Origin of the sequence: Marinactinospora rubrisoli, from assembly GCF_042664915.1 — a bacterium.
Classification (GTDB): domain Bacteria; phylum Actinomycetota; class Actinomycetes; order Streptosporangiales; family Streptosporangiaceae; genus Marinitenerispora; species Marinitenerispora rubrisoli.
Genome location: NZ_JBHTBH010000007.1, coordinates 152,541 through 170,974, shown reverse-complemented (window position 1 = coordinate 170,974; position 18,434 = coordinate 152,541). Strand labels below are relative to the sequence as shown.

The window sequence follows — 18,434 nt, the reverse complement described above, 5'->3', positions numbered from 1 at the left end:
GCGCCCTCAACACCGCGATCCAGCCGCCAGGCCCGGTCAGTCCGTCACCACGCCCGGTCCGGTCCACCGGCGACCGCGCGGCGCCCGGGCGCCGCGATCGAAGAGGACCGAGCATTGGGCCCAGGCCAGGCGAACCGCCGGGCGGCGCGGCCGATTGCCGGCGAACACGCGCTGCACGGCGCTGCGGCGTCGGTGTCCACCTTCCGGCTCGGTCCTTGGCGAGCCGGTGCACGGTCACGGACGCCGCCCGGGCGCTCCGCCGGGACGGCTGCACGGCCGGGCACCGTGTTGCGGCGAACCGGCGCGCCCCTCGGCGGCCGTTCGCCTTCACCGGAGCGGCCGCACACCCGCTCAGGCAGGTCGCCGCCGGGTCCGGCGGGCTCTCACGGGCGGACGGTTCCTCCGTCCGCCACGGTGGCGATCTCCGCCGCCCGCCGCGGATCGACGACGGACGGACGGGTGGCGATGTAGCCCACCGCACTGGCCACTCCGGCGATCACCGCACCGCCGGAGCGCATGACCGGCTCGGGCAGCCGGCCGGCCACCATCAGGACCGGGACCACCGGGTGGTCCGCCGCGCCGCCGCGGCGCAGCGTCTCCGCGATGCGCGCGGCCCGGCGGACCAGGCGGTCGACCACCCGGACCGCAGGGACCCCGCCGATCCGCCACTCGTCGTCGATGAGGGTGAGCGGGTCGCGCCAGAACCGGGTCTCCAGCAGGTACACGCCGCCCGGTCCGACGGCCACGTGCCGGGTCGCCCCGTCCGTGAGCAGGTGGTAGCCGTGCCGCCGCAGGACGCGCAGCCACCGGCCGACGCGGTGCGGCTGCGCGGAACGGCCGCGCGGCCGGGCGTGCAGGAGGAGGTAGCCGAGCGCCACGAGGACGGTGACCAGGACGCCGGCCCGCCAGTCCAGGAAGCCGGCCGCCATCACGCCCGCGGCCACGGCGATGACCGCGCGCACCGCGACCCGTGTCGTTCGGGCGGCGACGGAGTCCGGCAGCACACCAGCGCGCCCGGCCGAACCGGGGCGGGCGGACCCGCCATCCCCCACGTGGTCACCTCCCGCACCCGTGCCGGCGGCGGTGGCGCCGCCGTCCACCACCCCGTCGTCCGGGGGCCCGCCACGCAGTTCCGCCCGGGCCGACGGCTCCGTCCCGATACCGGCGGTGCCGCCACGGATCTCGGTACGCGCGCCGCCCGCCGGTCCCCATGCCATCACCGAAGCCCCTGGTACCGCAATGTCTTTCGACGGGAATTCGGGCCGTGGCGGCCACGGGTTCCGGCCGTCGCGAACCGACACGCTGGGCGTTCTCGGCGCGATGGCGGGCGGGGCCGGCCGACGTGACCGAACCGACACGCCGACCCGAGCCCCCGGCTTGACATCGGGTTACCGGGTTGGTGTTCTAACGGGCATGCACCCGCGCATCCGCCTGGTCCAGCTCATGGCTCGCATGGCCCCCGTGGCCGCCCGCCGTGCGGCCGGCGCGCTGTGTTCGCCCGCTTCGTGTTGTCGCTGACCGAAGCCCTCGCCCCGCCGGCGCGTCCGGCGCCGGGCCCGTACGCCGCGGTGTGCTCCGTCCCCGCCCCGGGTGTCCACCACCCTTGGCCGCGACGGCTCTGGCTCGTTCCGTACGTCTGACGAACGACACCGGGTGACCGGCCGCTGTCACACCGCGGTGCCCGATCCGGATCACGCCTGTCGCTTTGGGCATCCGTCCGTCGCGCGCGCTTCCGGCCCGCAGTCTCCCGTTCCGCGTCCGCACCGCCCCGTCTCGCCGGGGCGGTGCCCGCCATCCCGAAGGATCACCACCGGTGTCTTCAGACGTCTCCACGCCCACGCTCGCGCACACCCGTGCCCACCGCCCCACCGCCGCCCCGCCGCCCGCGGCGGCGTCCGCGCTCGATGAGATCGGCGACATCGTGCTGGCGGGACAGCGTTCCGGCTACGCCCACCTGACCGCCCGCGCACGCCCGACCGTCGGCCAGTTGCTGACGACGGCGCGCGGCGCCGCGCGGGCGCTCGCCCGGCCGAGCCTGTGGCCTCGTCGACGCGGTCACTGGCAGCCGGCGCCCCGGACCGTCCGGCGGGGGGCCGCCGGACGGGTGCGGGTGACGGTGGTGGCGCTGGAGCCCGAGGAGTTCGTGCCGCTCGCCACGGCAGCGGGTGGGCGCGGGGCCGGCCTCGGCGCGGACCTGCTCTATCTGGCACACGGCCAGGCGCACATGGTGGCCGCCGCCCCGAACGGCGCGCTGCTCGCCGTGCAGCGGCTCACCGCCGGCCGCGCCCGGGTGCTCGGCGGGGGCGGCGGCCACCAGCTGGTCAACACCGGGGCCGGGACGGCCGTCGTGGTGCGGGTGACCGGCTGACCGAACGAGCGGCGCCGACGTGGAGCCCACCGGGAGCGCGTCAGCCGCTCCCGGACGTCGACGCCCCGTCCCTGTCCTCGGCGCGGCCCGCCCGCAGCGCGGTGGCGCGCAGTGCGTCGTCCACGAGCTCGATGGACCGCAGTGTGGCCGCCATCCGGCGGCCCTCGGCCAGGTAGGCGTTCATCACCTGTTCGATGGCGTGCGGCGGGAGGAAGTCCCGCAGGTCGACCCGGGCGGTGCGGTACCCCTCGCGGGCGCCTTCAAGACACGCGGCGACGTGCTGGCGGGCGAGCCGGGACAGCGCCACCGGGTGCCGGCGGAGTACGCCGTGCAGCCGGTAGTCGGCGGGGACGTTGTCGAACAGCCACACGATGGCCGTCTGCTCGAAGGTCTCCGCCTCGGGCGGATGCACGCTCGCCGGCCAATCCTGGGATAACCGCTGGTCGGACATGGTGCCAGCATATCGAGAACTAGAACAGACGTTCGAGAGCCCAGGGTCACTCTTTCCGCAATCATGAGACGGCATGGGGCCGCGGCGAACGGCGAGGGGGAGGCCGCCCGTCCCCCTGACCGGGCGCGGGCACCGCCGCGGCCCGCCGGCCGGGGATCAGCGATGGTCCGGCGCCGCCCCGTCGCGGTCCCCCGAGTCCTCCCGCTCCCGCAGAGCGACCCGGACCGCGTTCTCCGCGGCGTCCACCGCGGCCCGCGCGGTGATCACGCTCGTGTGCGCCCGTTCCAGTTCGTCAAGGGCGATGCAGTCGAACGCCACGCGGGCGTCGTGAATGGCGGCCTCCAGTTGGCGTGTCGCTTCGTCCAGGCTCATGCTCTCCGCTCCCTCTCCGCTTCAACCGGCCGCAGGATCCGCGGTCCCCGGCCGGCCACTACCCGGCGCGCGCTGGCTCGCGCGCTAGGGGTGTGTACCCGTGCCGGGGGGCCGCCATGTCCGTCACGGAGCTTCGTCCCCCGTGAACAGGCGAGAGTCACGCTCTGTGAGCAGCGGCGACGGCCACCACGGCTCCCGGCCGGCCCCTCGGCACCCGCGCCGGGCGTCCGCCGGGGCGGGTCCGGTCCCCCGAAGCGGCTGGACGCCGGCCCGATCAGCGGCCCCCGTTCTCGGCGCGGCTCCACCGGTACTGTCACACGACGCACTTACGATTTGGCCGTTCACCGCCACCCAGGCGGCCGGTTCGACCGCCACCCGGGGTGTACCGGTCGTCAAGGAGACAGGGGTTGTCCATGCGAAACCGTTATCCCGGGTCATGCCGTACCTGCGGGGCCGAGGTGGCGGCCGAGGCGGGCGTCGTCATCAAAGAGGACGGACGCTGGCGGACCTGCTGCTCCGAGCACGAGCCCCGGCCCGTGCCCCCACCGCGCGGCGACCATTTCGGATGGCACACGGTCGGCCTCGCGGGCTACGACTGCGAGACCTCCTCCAATGACCCCCGGGAGGCGTTCCTGGTCTCCGCCGCCCTGGTGGACTCCGCCGGTACCGCGCGCACCTGGCTGGTGGACCCGGGCGACCGCGAGATCCCCGAGGACGCGGTCGCGATCCACGGCATCACCACGGAACGCGCCCGCGCCGAGGGAGTTCCGGCCCAGAAGGCCCTGGAGGAGATCGCCGGGGCGCTCGTCGAACACCTCGTCGCCGGTCGCGGGCTGGTGATCTTCAACGCCCCGTTCGACCTCGGCGTCCTCGACAACGAACTGCGCCGCCGCGAAATGAAGCCGCTCGCCGACCGCCTGGGGTCGGCCCCGCGCCCGATCATCGACCCGTTGGTGATCGACCGCGGCATCGACCCGTACCGCCGTGGGCCGCGCAACCTGGGCGCGATGTGCGAGTACTACGGAGTGGATCTCACCGACGCGCACACCGCGATCGCCGACGCCGCGGCCTGCCTCGCGCTGTCGCAGGAGATCGCCGCCCGGCACCCCGACCTGGCCGCCCTGTCCCTGCCCGCCCTGCACGACCGGCAGATCGAGTGGGCCGCGGGGTACGCGCGCAGCCGCCAGGAATGGCTGGATCGCCGTCGTCCGGGGCACGGCCGGGTGATCGATGGCACGTGGCCGGCGGCCATCCCGGTCTGAGCTTTCTCCGCCCCGGGGCCGGTGCAGCGCCCGGCCCCTCTTGCGCATGTGGCAAGCCGCACAGCGCCCGGGGCCGGCCGGAGTTCGGCACCGCCAGGGAGCCTTCCTCGCTCCGCAGCCGCTCGGACGGTTCTTCCCGCTCCGCAGCCGCTCGGACGGTTCTTCCCGCTCCGCAGCCGCTCGGGCTGGACCCGCTTCCGGCTCCGCGCTCGCCGGCCGTGTCGAGTCCGCCTTGAGCGGCCCTCCATCGCGCCACAGTGTCGAAGCAGGTAGCGTGGAGTGACCGTTTTGTCCGTATGCCAATGACACGGAACACGTTTCCGCGCCGCCATCTACCTCGCTCACCTGCGATTTTACGGTTTTTTGTTCGAGTCGCCCTTGACGGGGTAGGCAGCGGCGCGTGTGCTCTGAGCGCCGCACCCAGACCTGTGCCCCGCTCACCGCACCGGCACCGCCCGGCAGTGTTCCCCGTAACCGCGACGGTTCGCTGTCCCCCCGTTACCCGAGCGGGGCACCTGCGTCGCCGCAACGGCGCGGTGCACCGCACCCTGCTCGACGGATCGCGGTGTGCGTTCGTGCGCGACGGTGAGTGCGCCACGCAACGGACGCCGCCCTCCGTTTCGGCGGGGACCGGAACGCGGCGGGCGGGCCATGACAGCACCTTGCCTGGAAGGAGGCGGCGCCCACCCAGCGCCGAACATCGTGGCGATAGACGACAAGAAGGTCCGCGCGGTAGATGAGCCGGCGGACGACCAGAACAACGGCTCGGGACAATCCGAGCCCTACACGACCGAAGACCTCCTCTGGGAACCTCCCGAGATATCCACGTCAACGACCACCCCGAAGACCGACTGGATCGTCTTCGGGGTCGCCGCCGCGCTGACCCTCGCCTTCGTCGGCTGGGGTGTCCTCTCGACGGAGTCCCTCGCCGCCACCTCCGAACGGCTGCTCGGCGGCCTCATGCACTTCGGCGGCTGGGGCTTCGTGCTCGCGGCGTCCGCGTTCGTGATCGTCGCCCTCTGGCTGGCCTTCAGCAAGTACGGCAACATCACCCTCGGCCGCGACGACGAGCCGCCGCAGTACAACACGCTCTCCTGGATCTCCATGCTGTTCGCCACCGGCATGGGCATCGGGCTGATGTTCTACGGGGTCAGTGAGCCGCTGGCGCACTTCGTGGAGGCGCCGCCCGGAACCGGTGGCGGCACCCAGGCGGAGGCGGCCAGCACCGCCATGGCCACCACGATGTTCCACTGGTCCCTGCACCCGTGGGCGATCTACGCGGTGGTCGGCCTGGCGATCGCCTACGGCACGTACCGCCGCGGGCGCAGGCAGCTCATCAGCGCCGCGTTCATCCCGCTGATCGGTGAGCGTCACGCCAACGGGCCCGTCGGCAAGGTGATCGACGTACTCGCCATCTTCGCGACGCTGTTCGGTTCGGCCTGCTCCCTCGGGCTGGGCGCGCTGCAGATCGCCGGTGGCTTCCAGCAGCTCGGCTGGGTCGCGACGGTGAGCATCAGCCTGCTGATCGGGATCATCGCGGCCCTGGCCGTGTGCTTCGTGCTCTCGGCCGTGTCCGGCATCGAGCGCGGCATCCAGTGGCTGTCCAACGCCAACATGGCGATGGCCGCCCTGCTGCTGGTGTTCCTGCTCGTCACCGGCCCGACCGTCTACATCCTCAACATGGTCCCGACGACGCTCGGCGGCTACCTGCAGGACTTCTTCGGCATGGCGGCGCGCACCGAGGCGTCCGGCGGTGCCGGCACCGCCGAATGGCTCTCGTCGTGGACGGTCTTCTACTGGGCCTGGTGGATCTCCTGGACGCCGTTCGTCGGCCTGTTCATCGGCAAGATCAGCCGTGGCCGCACCATCCGGCAGTTCGTGGCGGGCGTCATCCTGGTGCCGTCCGCGGTCAGCCTGGTCTGGTTCGCGATCCTCGGGGGGACCGCGATCGACCTGCAGACCTCGGGCATCGACCTGGCCGGCGAGGCCAGCCCCGAGGCGCAGCTGTTCAGCCTGCTGCAGAACTTCCCGTGGGCGACCGTGGTGAGCGTGCTGGTGGCGCTGCTGGTGGCGGTGTTCTTCATCACCGGGGCGGACTCCGCCTCCATCGTCATGGGAACGCTGTCGCAGCGCGGCGCGAACGACCCGCACAAGTCCATGACCGTGCTGTGGGGTGTGCTCATCGCGGCGGTCGCGGCGATCATGCTCGTGGTCGGCGGGACGGACGGCAACGCCCTCGACGGCCTGCAGAACCTCACGATCCTGGTGGCCGCGCCGTGGACGATCGTGATGATCCTGCTCTGCGTCGCGCTGGTCCGGGACCTGCGCCGCGACCCGCTCATCGTCCGCTCGCACAAGGCGAACGAGGTGGTGACGGCCGCGGTGGTGGCCGGCGCCCAGGACTACGACGGCGACTTCCAGATCGAGATCTCGCCCGCCGAGGACGGCAACGGAAACGGCGGCCGGAACGGCGCCGCCACCGCCACCGTCTCCGTCAAGACCGAGCGGCCGGCCGACTAGCCGGCACGCCGCACCCGGCATGTTCCGGCCGGGCGGCCCCGCCGTCGGCGTTCACCCGCCGCGGCGGCCGCCCGGCCGGCCGCGTTCCACGCGCCGCCGAACGTGCTAGTGACGCAGCCCGATGGTGGCGCTCGCCCGGCGCTGGTCGGTGGGCAGCCACGGGCGCGGCACCAGGTCGGCCAGGAAGCCGTAGTCCCTGGCCAGCTGCGGCGCGCCCCCTCCCCCGCCGTTGCTCACGGCGTTCCCTGCGAGTGGCCCCCACCAGGCGGCGATGTCCGCCCAGCCGGGGGCGGACAGCGAGCCGCCCGTGTGCTGCACGGACAGCGCCGCGCACAGGTTGGCGAACCGCAGCCGCTGCTCCAGCGGCCAGCCGGCCAGCGTGCCCACGATGAAGGACGCCCCGAAGACGTCGCCCGCGCCCGTGGTGTCCACCGCGTCCAGGACCAGCCCCTCGACTTCGGCGGACTCCCCCGTGGTCTGGTCCACGGCCAGCGCGCCCCGCGGCCCGTCCGTGACGACGGCCACCGGCACGTGGTCCGCGAGGGCGGCCAGTGCCGAGGCGGGGCTGCCGGTCCGCGTGTAGGACATGGCCTCGATGGCGTTCGGCACGAACGCGTGGCAGTGCTGGAGCTGGTCAAGGACCGAGCCGGACCAGGTCTGGCTGTCGTCCCAGCCCACGTCGGCGAAGATGCGCGCCCCGTTGGCCGCCTGGCGCAGCGCCCACTCCGGGACGCCGGAGTCGGCGCTCAGGCTGACGAACGCGGCGCGGGCCGGCGGCAGCTCGTGGGCCATCAGATCCAGCGGGATCGGCGAGGGGTGCTCGTGCGTCACCATGCTTCGGTCGCCGCGGTAGGCGAGCGACACCGTGAAGGGCGAGTGCCAGTTCGGGATGCGCCGCGACGCCGACAGGTCCACCGATTCCTGACCGGACAGCGTCTCCCAGCAGAAGTCTCCGTACACGTCCTCGCCGAACGCGGCGGCGACCGCCGTGCGCAGTCCGAGCCGCGCCGCGGCGACCGCGAGGTTGGCCACCCCGCCCGGGCAGGAGCCCATCCCCTCGGCGCCGACCTCCGTGCCGCTGGCGGGCGGCGCAGCCAGGCCCGTCAGCACGATGTCGAAGAACACCGTGCCGCTGAGCGCGAGGTCGATGGCCGGGCTGTCGGGTTCGCGCGCGTCCGCCAGCACGTCGTGCGGCTCGCCGACCAGCGGAGTGGATTCCAGCTTGGTGTACTCGGACTCCGGGCGCTGCGCGCCGCCCGCCGCCCGCCCCTGCGTCGCCATGGCGGCTCCCTTCCCCGTTCACTCGCCATCGGAGTCCTGCACACCGTCACCCGCCGTGGGCGCCCCACCTGTCCGTTCACCGGCCGCGGACGGCTCCCCGCCGATTCGGGTCGATCAAGAGTGAAGGGTAGTCAAAACGGGGGCTTCCCCGCGGTGTCTCCGGCACTACTGTTGGTCGCGGTGGACGATCGATCACCGGATCCGCGGAAAGGGGCACGACGTGCGGCTGACCATTCTCGGCGGCGGGGGCTTCCGCGTACCGCTGGTGCACCGCGCGCTCCTGGCCGACGCCGTACGCGGCGACGCGCCCATCTCCGAGGTGGTGCTGTACGACCGTGACGCGGCCCGGCTGCGGGCGATCGGCGCGGTGCTCGGCCGGCAGCGCGACGCGCACCGCGCCGCGCACGGTGAGCCGAAGCTGACCGTGCGCGCGGAGGCCGACCTCGCCGCCGCGCTGGACGGCACCGACATCGTGTTCTCCGCGATCCGTGTCGGCGGGATGGCCGGCCGCGTCCTGGACGAACGCGTCGCGCTGTCCGCCGGCGTGCTCGGCCAGGAGACCGTGGGCGCGGGCGGCATCAGCTACGGGCTGCGCACGGTCCCGGTCGCCGACCGGATCGCGCGCACGGTGGCCGAGCGGGCGCCGGGCGCGTGGGTGGTCAACTTCACCAACCCGGCCGGCCTGGTGACCGAGGCGATGTCGGCGGTGCTCGGCGACCGGGTGATCGGGATCTGCGACTCCCCCGTGGGCCTGGGCCGCCGGGCGGCGCGCGCGCTCGGGCTGGACCCGCGCGAAGTGAGCTTCGACTACGCGGGGCTCAACCACCTGGGATGGCTGCGCGGTCTGCACGCCGGTGGGCGGGACCGGTTGCCCGACCTGCTCGCGGACGAGGCGGCGCTCACGTCCTTCGAGGAGGGGCGGCTGTTCGGCGCCGCCTGGCTGCGTGCGCTCGGTGCGCTGCCGAACGAGTACCTGCACTACTACTACATGGCGCGGGAGGCCCGGGAGGCGGTCGCCGAGACGGTGGCCGGCGGCGGCCCGACCCGCGGCGAGCAGATCACCGCCCAGCAGCGGGAGTTCTACCGCGACGCGGCCGGCCGCCCCGCCGATGCCTTCGCCCTGTGGGACCGCACCCGGCTGGAGCGCGAGGAGACCTACATGGCCGACAACCGCCGCGCGGCCGGAGGGGTGGAGCGCGCCGAGGAGGATCTCGACGGGGGCGGCTACGAGAAGGTGGCGCTCGCGGTGATGCGCGCCATCACCCGCGACGAGCCCGCCCGGCTCATCGTCAACGTCCGCAATCGGGGAGCGATCTCCGGGCTGGACGACGACGCGGTCGTGGAGGTCCCCAGCCTGGTCGACGCGAGCGGCGCCCGCCCACTGGCCGCCGGGGCCCTGACCGCGCACCAGTCGGCGCTGGTCCACGCGGTGAAGTCCGCCGAGCGCGAGGTGCTGGCGGCGGTACGCACCGGCTCCCGCACGCCGGCGCTGCGCGCGTTCGCGTTCCACCCGCTGGTCGACTCGGTCACGACGGCGCGCACGCTGCTGGACGGCTACCTGGCGGCCTTCCCGGAACTACGCGAGGTGTTGCCCCGGCCGTGAGAGCGCCCGGGCGGGTCAGCCGCGGCGTCGCCCGCCACCGCCGCCCGGCCGGTGCCGCGGGCCACCGGCCCGCTTCGCCGCCGAACCGCCACCGCGCTTCGGGCGCGGCGCCCGACCGCCGGTGGTCCTCGGCCGCTGCGGACGGCTGGTCTCCCAGCCTCCCGGTCCGCGGCGCATGGACGGGTAGCCGCCCGGCGGAGGCTGGATCGAGGAGCGCGACCCCGCGCGCGAGACCAGCACGAGGACCACGATCACGATGACCGCGACGATGGCGGCCACCACCAGCGCGAAGATCAGCAGCATCGAACCCATGGAGCGACCCTAACCGGCGCTCCCCCAAGGGTTCCAGAGTGTCCCGGTGGGCAACGGTGACCGGATTACCGCCATGGTGGTCGGGCCCCGCGCTCGCGAGCACCTCGCCGACGCACCTGGGCGGCTGACGCCGCACAAGATGCTGCCCCCGCCGGGTGCCGGTGCCCGCCCCGGCGCGGCGTCAGCCGAGACGCCCGTCGCGGATGTCGGCGACCACCCGCTCGGCAATGTGCGGGTCCAGCCCGCTCTGCACCCGCACCGTCTCGACCGCCTGGGCGTAGCGCCCCGTGGCCAGCAGCTCCCGGACCCGCTGTCCGACGACCGGCGACACGACCGGCTGGTGCGGCGTCCCGTGCGGAGCCGTGGCCGGTGGGTGGTATCCCGCCGGCTGACGCGGCGGCCGGGCCTGGGGCCGCGGCTTCTTGCGCGACACCAGCACGGCGATCAGGGCCACGGCGCCGCCGACAACGACCACGAGCAGCAGGAGGACGAGGAGCAGCATCATTACCATGGCGCGAGACACTAGCGCCTGATCCTCGGAGCCTCCAAGCCGTCCTGCCCCGGCGGGTGGACCACTGTCCGTGGCCGCGGCGTCGGCGTTCGTCGCGGGTGCCGCGGGTGCCCGTGGCAGGGCTGGCGCGCGGCTCCGCAGCGGACGGCCGACCGTGCCGGACGGCCTCGCCGTCTGCCGCGAAACCGCGCGTCGCCGCGCATTTCCGCCGCAGACGCCATCCGTGAAGGCCGTCACCTCGCGGCGATGTCAGAACGGGCGTGGGACGCGCCCGCTGCCTGGCCGGCATTCCCCGCAAGCGGTGAGCCGGCGACCGGCGGGGCTGGCACCACGGCGGTCGCCGAAGGAGCCGGCCGTACGTGATCCGCGCCTCGCGCTCGCGAGGCGCGGCACCAGCGGGCCATGTCCGCCGCGGCTCACCCGGACGCCGCACCGGCATGTCACCCGATTCCGCGACCGGCGAACGCGTTTCCCCTGACAGCGAAGGATTTCCGCCCCCGGTGAACTTCGCTTGCCGCCCCCGAAACCCGGGCCACATTCTGTCGGCATGCATCCACCATCCGCAGCGGACACCGCCGACTCCCCGAATTCCGCTCTCCCTGACTCCGTCCTCCAGCGGCTGCTGGAGAAGCGCATCGTCTTCCTCGGCCAGGAAGTGGACGACGCCGTCGCGAACCGACTGTGCGCCGAGATCCTGCTGCTCTCCGCGGAGGACCGCACCCGCGACATCACTCTGTACATCAACTCCCCCGGCGGGTCGGTCACCGCTGGGCTGGCCGTCTACGACGCCATGCGTTTCGTGCCCAACGACGTGGCCACCGTGGCCATGGGCATGGCCGGCTCCATGGGCCAGGTCCTGCTGTGCGCCGGAACCGCGGGCAAGCGCTACGCGCTGCCGCACTCGCGGGTCATCATGCACCAGCCGCACGGCGGCGTCGGCGGCACCTCCACCGACATCCGGATCCAGGCGGAGCAGATGCGCTACCTCAAGCGCGTCCTGGCCGAACGGACCGCGTTCCACACCGGCCAGCCGGTCGAGCGGATCGAGGCCGACGGCGACCGTGACCGCTGGTTCAACGCGCCGGAGGCCAAGGAGTACGGCTTCGTCGACCACGTGGTGCGCGACGCCGCCGACCTTCCCGTCACCGTGTCGGCCGGCTGACCGTGTCGGGACGGGCGGCTCCGGACCGCAGGACCGCCCGTCCCGCACGACTCCCCCCGGCGAGCAGTCGACGGCACGCCGGATCCGAACGGCCACCGGCCGCGTCCAAGCCGCACCCGGCTCGCAGCACCACGCCACCGGATCGTCCATGCCGCTGGCACGATGCGGATCGCGCTCCTTTCGCACCGCCAAGCCCAACGTGGAATGGGCGGCCCGGCTGCCGAGGGAGGTCCTTTTCGAACGGCCGGCCACTATGACCGGTTCGACCCGCGCCCGCCGGTTCGGCGCGGGATCGCCGAGGGCCGGCTGTCGCCGAAATCCGGCCGGAGAAGGGAGGATCGCCCCATGAACAGGGCGTCCAGCAGCCTGCTGTGTCGCACATCGTCCTTCAGCTACACGCTGGTGACACGCCATGAGCGCCACACGCTGGAGTTCCGCTGCGACCAGTTCTGGGGCCGCGTCCGCATCCGGGTGGATGGCCGCACGGTGACCGAGGCGCGGTCGCCGCACCTCTCGTTCGCGCTGACGAGGGAGTTCGGCTTCGACATCGGCACCGCTGACCGGCACCGTGTGACCATCGAGATGATCCGCCGGCGGGTGCTGGCCGGACTCCGGCCGCTCCGCTACCGGATCAGCGTCGACGGGCGGTTCGTCACGGAACTGGAGCGGTGACCCCGCACCTGTGCGGGGCACGGTCCGCACCGCCCGTCCGGTGGGGGCGCGGCTGCACCTCTGCCGTCGGGTGAGCACGCGGCCGGCTTCCACCCCGGACAGCGGAGAAGCCCAGGCCGGTTGGAAACTGACCTGGGCTTTCAGTTGAGCCGCCTGTCGGAATCGAACCGACGACCTATTCATTACGAGTGAATCGCTCTGCCGACTGAGCTAAGGCGGCCTGCGCCCCGCGCCGCGAGGCGGTCACCAGTTTAGCGTGTCCCGGGAGCCCTCCGTACCCGGGACTTCGGCGGCGTGTTCGGGCGGCGCGGGCTCACTCGGCCTGGCAGACCGTCCCGTCCTGCGGCGGCTCCTCGCGCAGCAGGTAGCCGTCGACCGCGGCGTCGACGCACGCGTTACCCATCCGGTAGCCGGTGTGGCCGTCCCCCTCCCGGGTCAGCAGGACGCCCGACTGCAGCTGGCGGGCCAGGCTCTCCGCCCACTCGTACGGCGTCGCCGGGTCGCGGGTGGTGCCGACGACCAGGACCGGGGGCGCCCCCGCTCCGTCGATCTCCGGCGTCCGGTTGACCGCGTCCTCGGGCCAGAACGCGCACGGCAGCGAACCCCACGCCAGCGACGGGCCGAAGATCGGCGATTTCTCCGCGGCCTCCTCCGCGGCCGCCTGGTAGTCGCCGATCTCGCGCGGGCTCTGGTGGTCGGCGCAGTTCACCGAGATGAGGGCCGCCGTCATGTTCTCGTAGTGCTTGCCCTCCCGCCCGTAGAGCCGGTCACCCAGCTTGAGCAGCCCGGTGCCGTCGCCCTCATCGAACGCGGCGGTCAGCGCCGCGCGCACTTCGGGCCAGAACGACTTGCTGTACAGGGCGGCGAGCAGGCCCATCTCGACCCGGGAGCGGGTGACCTCACGCCCGTCGCCCAGCGTGTTGCGCAACGGCTGCTCGTCGGCGCGGTCGAGTAGCTCGACGAGACGGTCCATCCCGTCCTCGACCGTGCTGCCCGGCCCTTCGGACAGCGCGCAGTCGGAGCGGCCGACGCAGTCGGCGACGAACGCCCGCAGCGCGGTCTCGAACCCTCCGGCCTGCTGCACGCTCGTCTCCAGCCCGTTCAGCGAGGGATCCATCGCGCCGTCCAGCACCGCGACCCGGACCCGCTCGGGAAAGTGCTGGACGTACATGGCGCCGATGAAGGTGCCGTACGACTTGCCGAGGTAGCTGAGCTTGTCGTCGCCCAGCACGGCCCGCAGCACGTCCATGTCGCGGGCCACGAACTCCGTTCCGATGTACGGCAGCAGCCGACCCGAACGCCGTTCGCACGCCTCCGTGAAGTCCTCGTAGTTCTCGGCGAGGTCGTCCACCTGCTCCGGGGTGAGCTCGGCCGGGTCGGCGCCCGTCTCCTGCCCGGCCCCGCCCCCGAGGTACTGGTCCAGTCCGGCGCGGTCGAGGCAGCGCAGCGGGGAGCTCTCACCGACTCCACGGGGGTCGAATCCAACGATGTCGAACCGCTCCCGAACCTGGTCGGAGATGACACGGCCCGCCGCGCGCACGTAGTCGAGCCCGGAACCGCCCGGCCCGCCGGGGTTGATCACCAGTGACCCGATGCGGTCGTCACCGGCGGCCGGCAGCCGCATCACGGAGATGTCCAGCCGTTCGCCCTCAGGGTCGTCGTAGTCGAGCGGCACCTCCACGGTGGCGCACTCGAACACGCGCTCGCAGTCGCTCCACGACACCTCCTGCCGGTAGAAGTCGGCGAGCGCCCTCGGGTACTGGTCGCTGTCGCCGGACCGGCCGCAGCCGGCCACCAGCATGGTCATCACGGTGGCGCAGGCCATCCACCCGGTTCGGTTCACTCGGTCCCGCTCTCGGCCTCGGTGCCAGAAACGTCGTCGGTGTCGGTGCGGCCGCCGTCCGGAGCGCGGGCGTGCTCGTAGGCCCGCCGGGGGCCGCAGACCGACGCGCGGTCGCACGCGAAACGCCTGCCACCGTCGTTGAGCCGCACCACGACCTGCCCTGCGGGGACGTTGTGCCCGACCACGACCCCGTCCCCCTCGGGCGTGCTCACCCGGTCGCCCCGGGGCGGGGCGCTCGCCCGGAACTCCTGGTACAGCGGATGCTCGTACTTCAGGCAGCACATGAGCCTGCCACACGCACCGGCGATACGCAGCGGATTCAGCGGGAGTCCCTGTTCTTTCGCCATGCGGACGGACACCGGTTCGAAGTCGCTGAGGAAGGTGGCGCAGCACAGGTCCCGCCCGCACGGCCCGATTCCGCCCTGCAGGCGGGCCTCGTCCCGCGCCCCGACCTGGCGGAGCTCCACCCGGGCGTCCAGGGCGCGGGCAAGGTCGCGCACGAGGTCCCGGAAGTCCACGCGGTGCGGCGCGGAGAAGTAGACGACGAACCGGTTCGCGGGCGAGACGTAGTCGATCGCGACCACCTTCATGGGCAGGCCGTGCGCCCGGACCTGCCGCTTCACCTCGGCCCGCGCCTCGGCGCGGCGCCGTCGGTTCCGCTCGTCACGGGCGATGTCGGCGCGGGTGGCGATGCCCGCGCAGACCGGCAGTCCGTCGACGTCCTCGCTCACCCACTGCGGCGCCCACACGCACTCGGCGACCTCGGGGCCGTCGTCGGTGGGGACCAGAACCTTGTCACCGACGTTCGGGGTGAGGTCGCCCGGGTCCAGGTAGTAGAGCCGCCCGTACCGTTCGAAGCTGACCGCCATCATCATGCCCACGGGGGCAACCCTAGATCGCGACCGCCGCCGGGTTAAGCCGCCGTTCCGAGGGGGATCGCAATCGCCCGAAACCGGCGGACGGCGGACGGCTCAGTTCCGGCGTCCGACGCAGAAGATCCGGCGGAACGGGAACAGCGTGCCGTGCGGGCCGGGCGGGTAGGCCTCGCGCAGCAGGGCGGCGTACTCGGCCTCGAAGGCGGCGAGATCACCGGCGTCGAGGAGGCCGGCGATCGGGCGCAGCGCCGTGGCGCGGACCCAGTTCAGCACCGGGTCCGGCCCCTGTAGCAGATGCAGGTAGGTGGTCTCCCAGACGTCGGCGGTGCAGCCCGCGTCCAGCAACAGGCGCGCGTAACCGGCGGGGTCGTCCACGGTCGCGGTCCCGCGCAGCGCGTCGCCCAGCCAGCCCGGGCGGCTGCGAAGCGGGAGTCGTCGCGACCATCGCGGCGATTCGGCGAGCTCCCGCAGCAGTGCGTGCGACGGTGCCGCGAAGTTGCCGGGCACCTGCCAGGCCAGCCATGCGCCAGGGGCGAGTTCGGCGGCCCACGCGCGCAGCAGGTCCCGGTGTTCGGGGACCCACTGCAGCGCGGCGTTGCTCACCACGACGTCGGTCCCCGAGGCCCGCCACTCGCGCAGGTCACCGAGCCGGACCCGGAACCGGGCGTTCCCATCAGGCGGGGCGACGGCCCGTGCGACCATCTCCGGCGAGGAGTCGATGCCCTCCACTCGGGCGCCCGGCCAGCGCCGGGTGAGCGACTCGGTGAGCACGCCGGTCCCGCAGCCGAGGTCGGCCACGGTCCGCGGCTCCTCGGCGTGGACGCGCGCGACGAGGTCGAGGAACGGCCGGGCGCGGTGCGAGTCGTAGCGGGCGTACAGCTCGGGGTCCCACGTCATGTTCGCCTCCGGCCGGCGGTCTGGATAACTCGGCGTAAAGATAACCGGTGGGGGCGGGCGGGGATCACCCCACGAGCAGCGCGGCCGTCATGGCCTCCATGGCGATCTGCGGATGCACGTTCGCGGCGATGCGCTCCCGGCACCGCATGATGGCGTCGAGGCGGCGCAGCGTGGCCTCCGGGGTGCTGGCCCCGGCCACCCGCCGGACGTCGCCGTCGTGGCTCTCGGTGCTGCGCTCCACCGCAGCGCCGAGCTGGACGGCGAGCACGTCGCGGTAGAAGGCCGCCAGATCCATGAGGGCGCTGTCGTAGGTGTCGCGCTTGATGCGGGTGGCCCGGCGCTTCTGCCGCTCCTCCAGGTCCTTCAGGGCGCCCGCGGCACCGCGAACGGCCTTGGCCACGCCCTTGCCCGTGGCCCCCTCGCCGAACGCCGCGCGCATGTCCGCCTTCTCCTGCTCGTCCAGCGCGGCGGTGGTGGTCTTCGCCTCGGCCTCGGCCAGCTCGTACAGCCGGGCCGCGGCCGAGACGCACGCGCCCAGACCGTCGAGCCGGGCCGGGATGGACAGCACCTCGCTGCGCCGCTCGCGCGCCTCGGCGTCGGTGGCGAGCCGCCGGGCGCGCTCGACGTCGCCCGCGGCGGCCCGGGCGGCGGTCCCGGCCAGCTCCGGATCGATGCCGTCCCGGCGGACCAAGGCGTCGACGACCGCCGACGTGCCCGGCGTGCGCAGCAGCACCAGGCGGCAGCGAGACCGGATGGTGACCAGCAGGTCCTCGGCGGTGGGCGTGCACAGCAGCCAGACCGTGCGCGGTGACGGCTCCTCGACCGCCTTGAGCAGCGCGTTGGAGGCCGCCTCGGTGGCCCGGTCGGCGTCCTCGAACAGCACGACACGGAACCGGCCGCCGGTGGGACTGGACGCCGCCCGCAGCACGAGGTCGCGGGTGCGCTCCACCCCGAAACTCAGGCCGGTGGGCCGCACGTACAGCACGTCGGCGTGCGTCCCGGCGAGCACCTGGTGGCAGGACTCGCAGTGCCCGCAGCCGCCATCGGGGCACTGCAGCGCGGCGGCGAACGCGCGCGCCGCCTCCGACCGGCCCGAGCCCGGCGGACCGGTGAACAGCCACGCGTGCGTCATCCCGGCGCCGCTTCCGCCCGCGAGCTGTTCGCCGGCCGCCCGCGCGGCCGAGCGCAACTGCTCGATCACCGTGTCCTGGCCCACCAGGTCGTCGAAGACGCTCATCGTCCCTCAGCATAGGAGGCGGGGCGGACGGCTCCGGAGCCGTGCACAGGCCGTGCACAGGGCGTCATCCGGGCGAATCCCGCGATTGCCCCGATCACCGGATCTCCGCATGGCAGACTCCTGCCATGCGCGACGACGGGCTGGTCGGCCGGTGGAGTTCGGCGTCCCTGGAGCTGGGTGCGATGGAGGCGGGCACGATCGGTTTCCGGCCCGACGGCACCGGCTGGTACGAGCTGGCGAACGTGCACAGCAGCAGCGTCGACCGTTTCGGCTGGTCGACCCCCGGGCCGGGTCGGCTGCGACTGCGCGTGCTGCGGAGCCTGGAACTCGACTGGTCGGGCGCGCCCGCCCCGGCACCGCGGACCCGGCCGGACCCCGCGGGCCCGCACGGCCCACTCGGCCCGCGTCCCCAGCTGAGCAGCGACGAGCGGCTCGACAGCGCCTGGGAGTCCAGCTACCGGGTGGGCACCGGCCTCGACGTGGCCGGCGCGGCAGTGACCGTGCTGGTGTTCGACCGGCCGTTCGGGTTCGACGCCCGGTTCGCCCTGGTGAGCCGGGACGTCACACCGGGCGACGACCCCACGGAGCGCCTGGCGCCACGCGGGTGATCGCCCCGGGGACGCGGTGCGCCCGGCGACCGTCCCCGGGAAACACGGCGCGGGTGACCGCAGGGAGCGGCGAACGCCCCCGGGACCACCCGCGTCGAGACCAGGGCCCAGGCGGGCGCTGGCCCGCTCGCCCTCACTCCCCTTACACCGCCAATGCGGAAGGCGCTACGCGCGAGAGCGTCGACGGCTCCGGACGCTCAGCGGCTCGCGCCCTGTGCCCCTGGTCGCGCTCACCGTCTCGCTTCCCTCCACCGCCAACGAGGTGGGCCTTCGGCCGTGCCGTCGACGGCTCCGGACGCTCGACGGCTCGCGCCCTGTGCCCCTGGTCGCACTCACCACCTCACTCCCCTCCACCGCCAACGAGGTGGGCCTTCGGCCGTGCCGTCGACGGCTCCGGACGCTCGACGGCTCGCGCCCTGTGCCCCTGGTCGCACTCACCACCTCACTCCCCTCCACCGCC

17 protein-coding genes and 1 tRNA gene are annotated in these 18,434 nt (G+C 73.6%); 7 read left to right on the top strand and 11 right to left on the bottom strand.

From position 1 onward, the window contains the following. Positions 1-383: 383 nt before the first annotated feature. Entirely contained in the window at positions 384-1,217 is an 834-nt protein-coding gene (locus ACFQRF_RS16025) for a hypothetical protein (RefSeq protein WP_379871900.1), read from the bottom strand. A gap of 596 nt (positions 1,218-1,813) precedes the next feature. Between ACFQRF_RS16025 and ACFQRF_RS16020 the strand changes: the two genes are divergently transcribed. Then, the gene (locus ACFQRF_RS16020; RefSeq protein ID WP_379871899.1) at positions 1,814-2,368 is read left to right on the top strand and encodes a hypothetical protein; all 555 of its coding nucleotides are present in this window, start codon (positions 1,814-1,816) and stop codon (positions 2,366-2,368) included. A gap of 40 nt (positions 2,369-2,408) precedes the next feature. On the opposite strand, the gene ACFQRF_RS16015 is transcribed toward ACFQRF_RS16020, so the two are convergent. Further along, a complete protein-coding gene (locus ACFQRF_RS16015; RefSeq protein ID WP_379871898.1) occupies positions 2,409-2,819 on the bottom strand; it encodes a hypothetical protein in 411 nt (136 codons plus the stop codon). Positions 2,820-2,975: 156 nt separating this feature from the next. Beyond that, on the bottom strand, positions 2,976-3,191 hold the full coding sequence (locus ACFQRF_RS16010; RefSeq protein ID WP_379871897.1) for a hypothetical protein: 216 nt from the start codon (positions 3,189-3,191) through the stop codon (positions 2,976-2,978). Positions 3,192-3,604: 413 nt separating this feature from the next. On the opposite strand from ACFQRF_RS16010, the gene ACFQRF_RS16005 reads away from it, so the two are divergent. Next, positions 3,605-4,453, top strand: a complete 849-nt coding sequence (locus ACFQRF_RS16005) for an exonuclease domain-containing protein (protein ID WP_379871896.1) — start codon at positions 3,605-3,607, stop codon at positions 4,451-4,453. Between the two features lie 702 nt (positions 4,454-5,155). Next, positions 5,156-6,973 (top strand): BCCT family transporter, encoded by a 1,818-nt coding sequence (locus ACFQRF_RS16000; RefSeq protein ID WP_379871895.1) that lies wholly within the window; start codon positions 5,156-5,158, stop codon positions 6,971-6,973. Positions 6,974-7,078: 105 nt separating this feature from the next. Here the strand turns inward: ACFQRF_RS16000 and ACFQRF_RS15995 are convergent, their stop codons facing one another. Continuing rightward, positions 7,079-8,254: a carbohydrate kinase family protein gene (locus tag ACFQRF_RS15995; RefSeq protein ID WP_379871894.1), complete on the bottom strand. Its 1,176-nt coding sequence runs from the start codon at positions 8,252-8,254 to the stop codon at positions 7,079-7,081. Between the two features lie 220 nt (positions 8,255-8,474). Between ACFQRF_RS15995 and ACFQRF_RS15990 the strand changes: the two genes are divergently transcribed. Then, complete coding sequence (locus tag ACFQRF_RS15990) at positions 8,475-9,857, top strand: 6-phospho-beta-glucosidase (RefSeq protein ID WP_379871893.1); 1,383 nt, start codon at positions 8,475-8,477, stop codon at positions 9,855-9,857. A 15-nt stretch (positions 9,858-9,872) separates the two neighbouring features. Here ACFQRF_RS15990 and ACFQRF_RS15985 read toward each other — a convergent pair whose 3' ends face one another. Together ACFQRF_RS15985 and ACFQRF_RS15980 are read right to left on the bottom strand one after the other, a co-directional pair. Further along, positions 9,873-10,169, bottom strand: a complete 297-nt coding sequence (locus ACFQRF_RS15985) for a hypothetical protein (protein WP_379871892.1) — start codon at positions 10,167-10,169, stop codon at positions 9,873-9,875. Positions 10,170-10,350: 181 nt separating this feature from the next. Beyond that, positions 10,351-10,680 carry a hypothetical protein gene (locus tag ACFQRF_RS15980; protein ID WP_379871891.1) on the bottom strand — a complete coding sequence of 110 codons (330 nt, stop codon included), beginning with the start codon at positions 10,678-10,680 and terminating at the stop codon, positions 10,351-10,353. A gap of 547 nt (positions 10,681-11,227) precedes the next feature. On the opposite strand from ACFQRF_RS15980, the gene ACFQRF_RS15975 reads away from it, so the two are divergent. Both ACFQRF_RS15975 and ACFQRF_RS15970 read left to right on the top strand, forming a co-directional pair. Continuing rightward, entirely contained in the window at positions 11,228-11,842 is a 615-nt protein-coding gene (locus tag ACFQRF_RS15975; RefSeq protein WP_379871890.1) for a ClpP family protease, read from the top strand. Between the two features lie 345 nt (positions 11,843-12,187). After that, positions 12,188-12,514, top strand: a complete 327-nt coding sequence (locus tag ACFQRF_RS15970) for a hypothetical protein (protein ID WP_379871889.1) — start codon at positions 12,188-12,190, stop codon at positions 12,512-12,514. A gap of 147 nt (positions 12,515-12,661) precedes the next feature. Here the strand turns inward: ACFQRF_RS15970 and ACFQRF_RS15965 are convergent. The 5 genes from ACFQRF_RS15965 to ACFQRF_RS15945 form a co-directional block, all read right to left on the bottom strand. Beyond that, positions 12,662-12,734 (bottom strand) — tRNA-Thr (locus ACFQRF_RS15965). Positions 12,735-12,827: 93 nt separating this feature from the next. Beyond that, on the bottom strand, positions 12,828-14,339 hold the full coding sequence (locus ACFQRF_RS15960) for an alpha/beta hydrolase (RefSeq protein WP_379872088.1): 1,512 nt from the start codon (positions 14,337-14,339) through the stop codon (positions 12,828-12,830). A gap of 14 nt (positions 14,340-14,353) precedes the next feature. Beyond that, on the bottom strand, positions 14,354-15,232 hold the full coding sequence (locus ACFQRF_RS15955; protein WP_379872087.1) for a PSP1 domain-containing protein: 879 nt from the start codon (positions 15,230-15,232) through the stop codon (positions 14,354-14,356). 96 nt (positions 15,233-15,328) lie between these two features. After that, positions 15,329-16,129, bottom strand: coding sequence for a trans-aconitate 2-methyltransferase (locus ACFQRF_RS15950; RefSeq protein WP_379871888.1), 801 nt, complete (start codon positions 16,127-16,129; stop codon positions 15,329-15,331). A 64-nt stretch (positions 16,130-16,193) separates the two neighbouring features. Further along, a complete protein-coding gene (locus ACFQRF_RS15945; protein ID WP_379871887.1) occupies positions 16,194-17,366 on the bottom strand; it encodes a DNA polymerase III subunit delta' in 1,173 nt (390 codons plus the stop codon). Between the two features lie 125 nt (positions 17,367-17,491). On the opposite strand from ACFQRF_RS15945, the gene ACFQRF_RS15940 reads away from it, so the two are divergent. After that, positions 17,492-17,974, top strand: a complete 483-nt coding sequence (locus ACFQRF_RS15940) for a hypothetical protein (RefSeq protein WP_379871886.1) — start codon at positions 17,492-17,494, stop codon at positions 17,972-17,974. Positions 17,975-18,434: the final 460 nt, after the last annotated feature.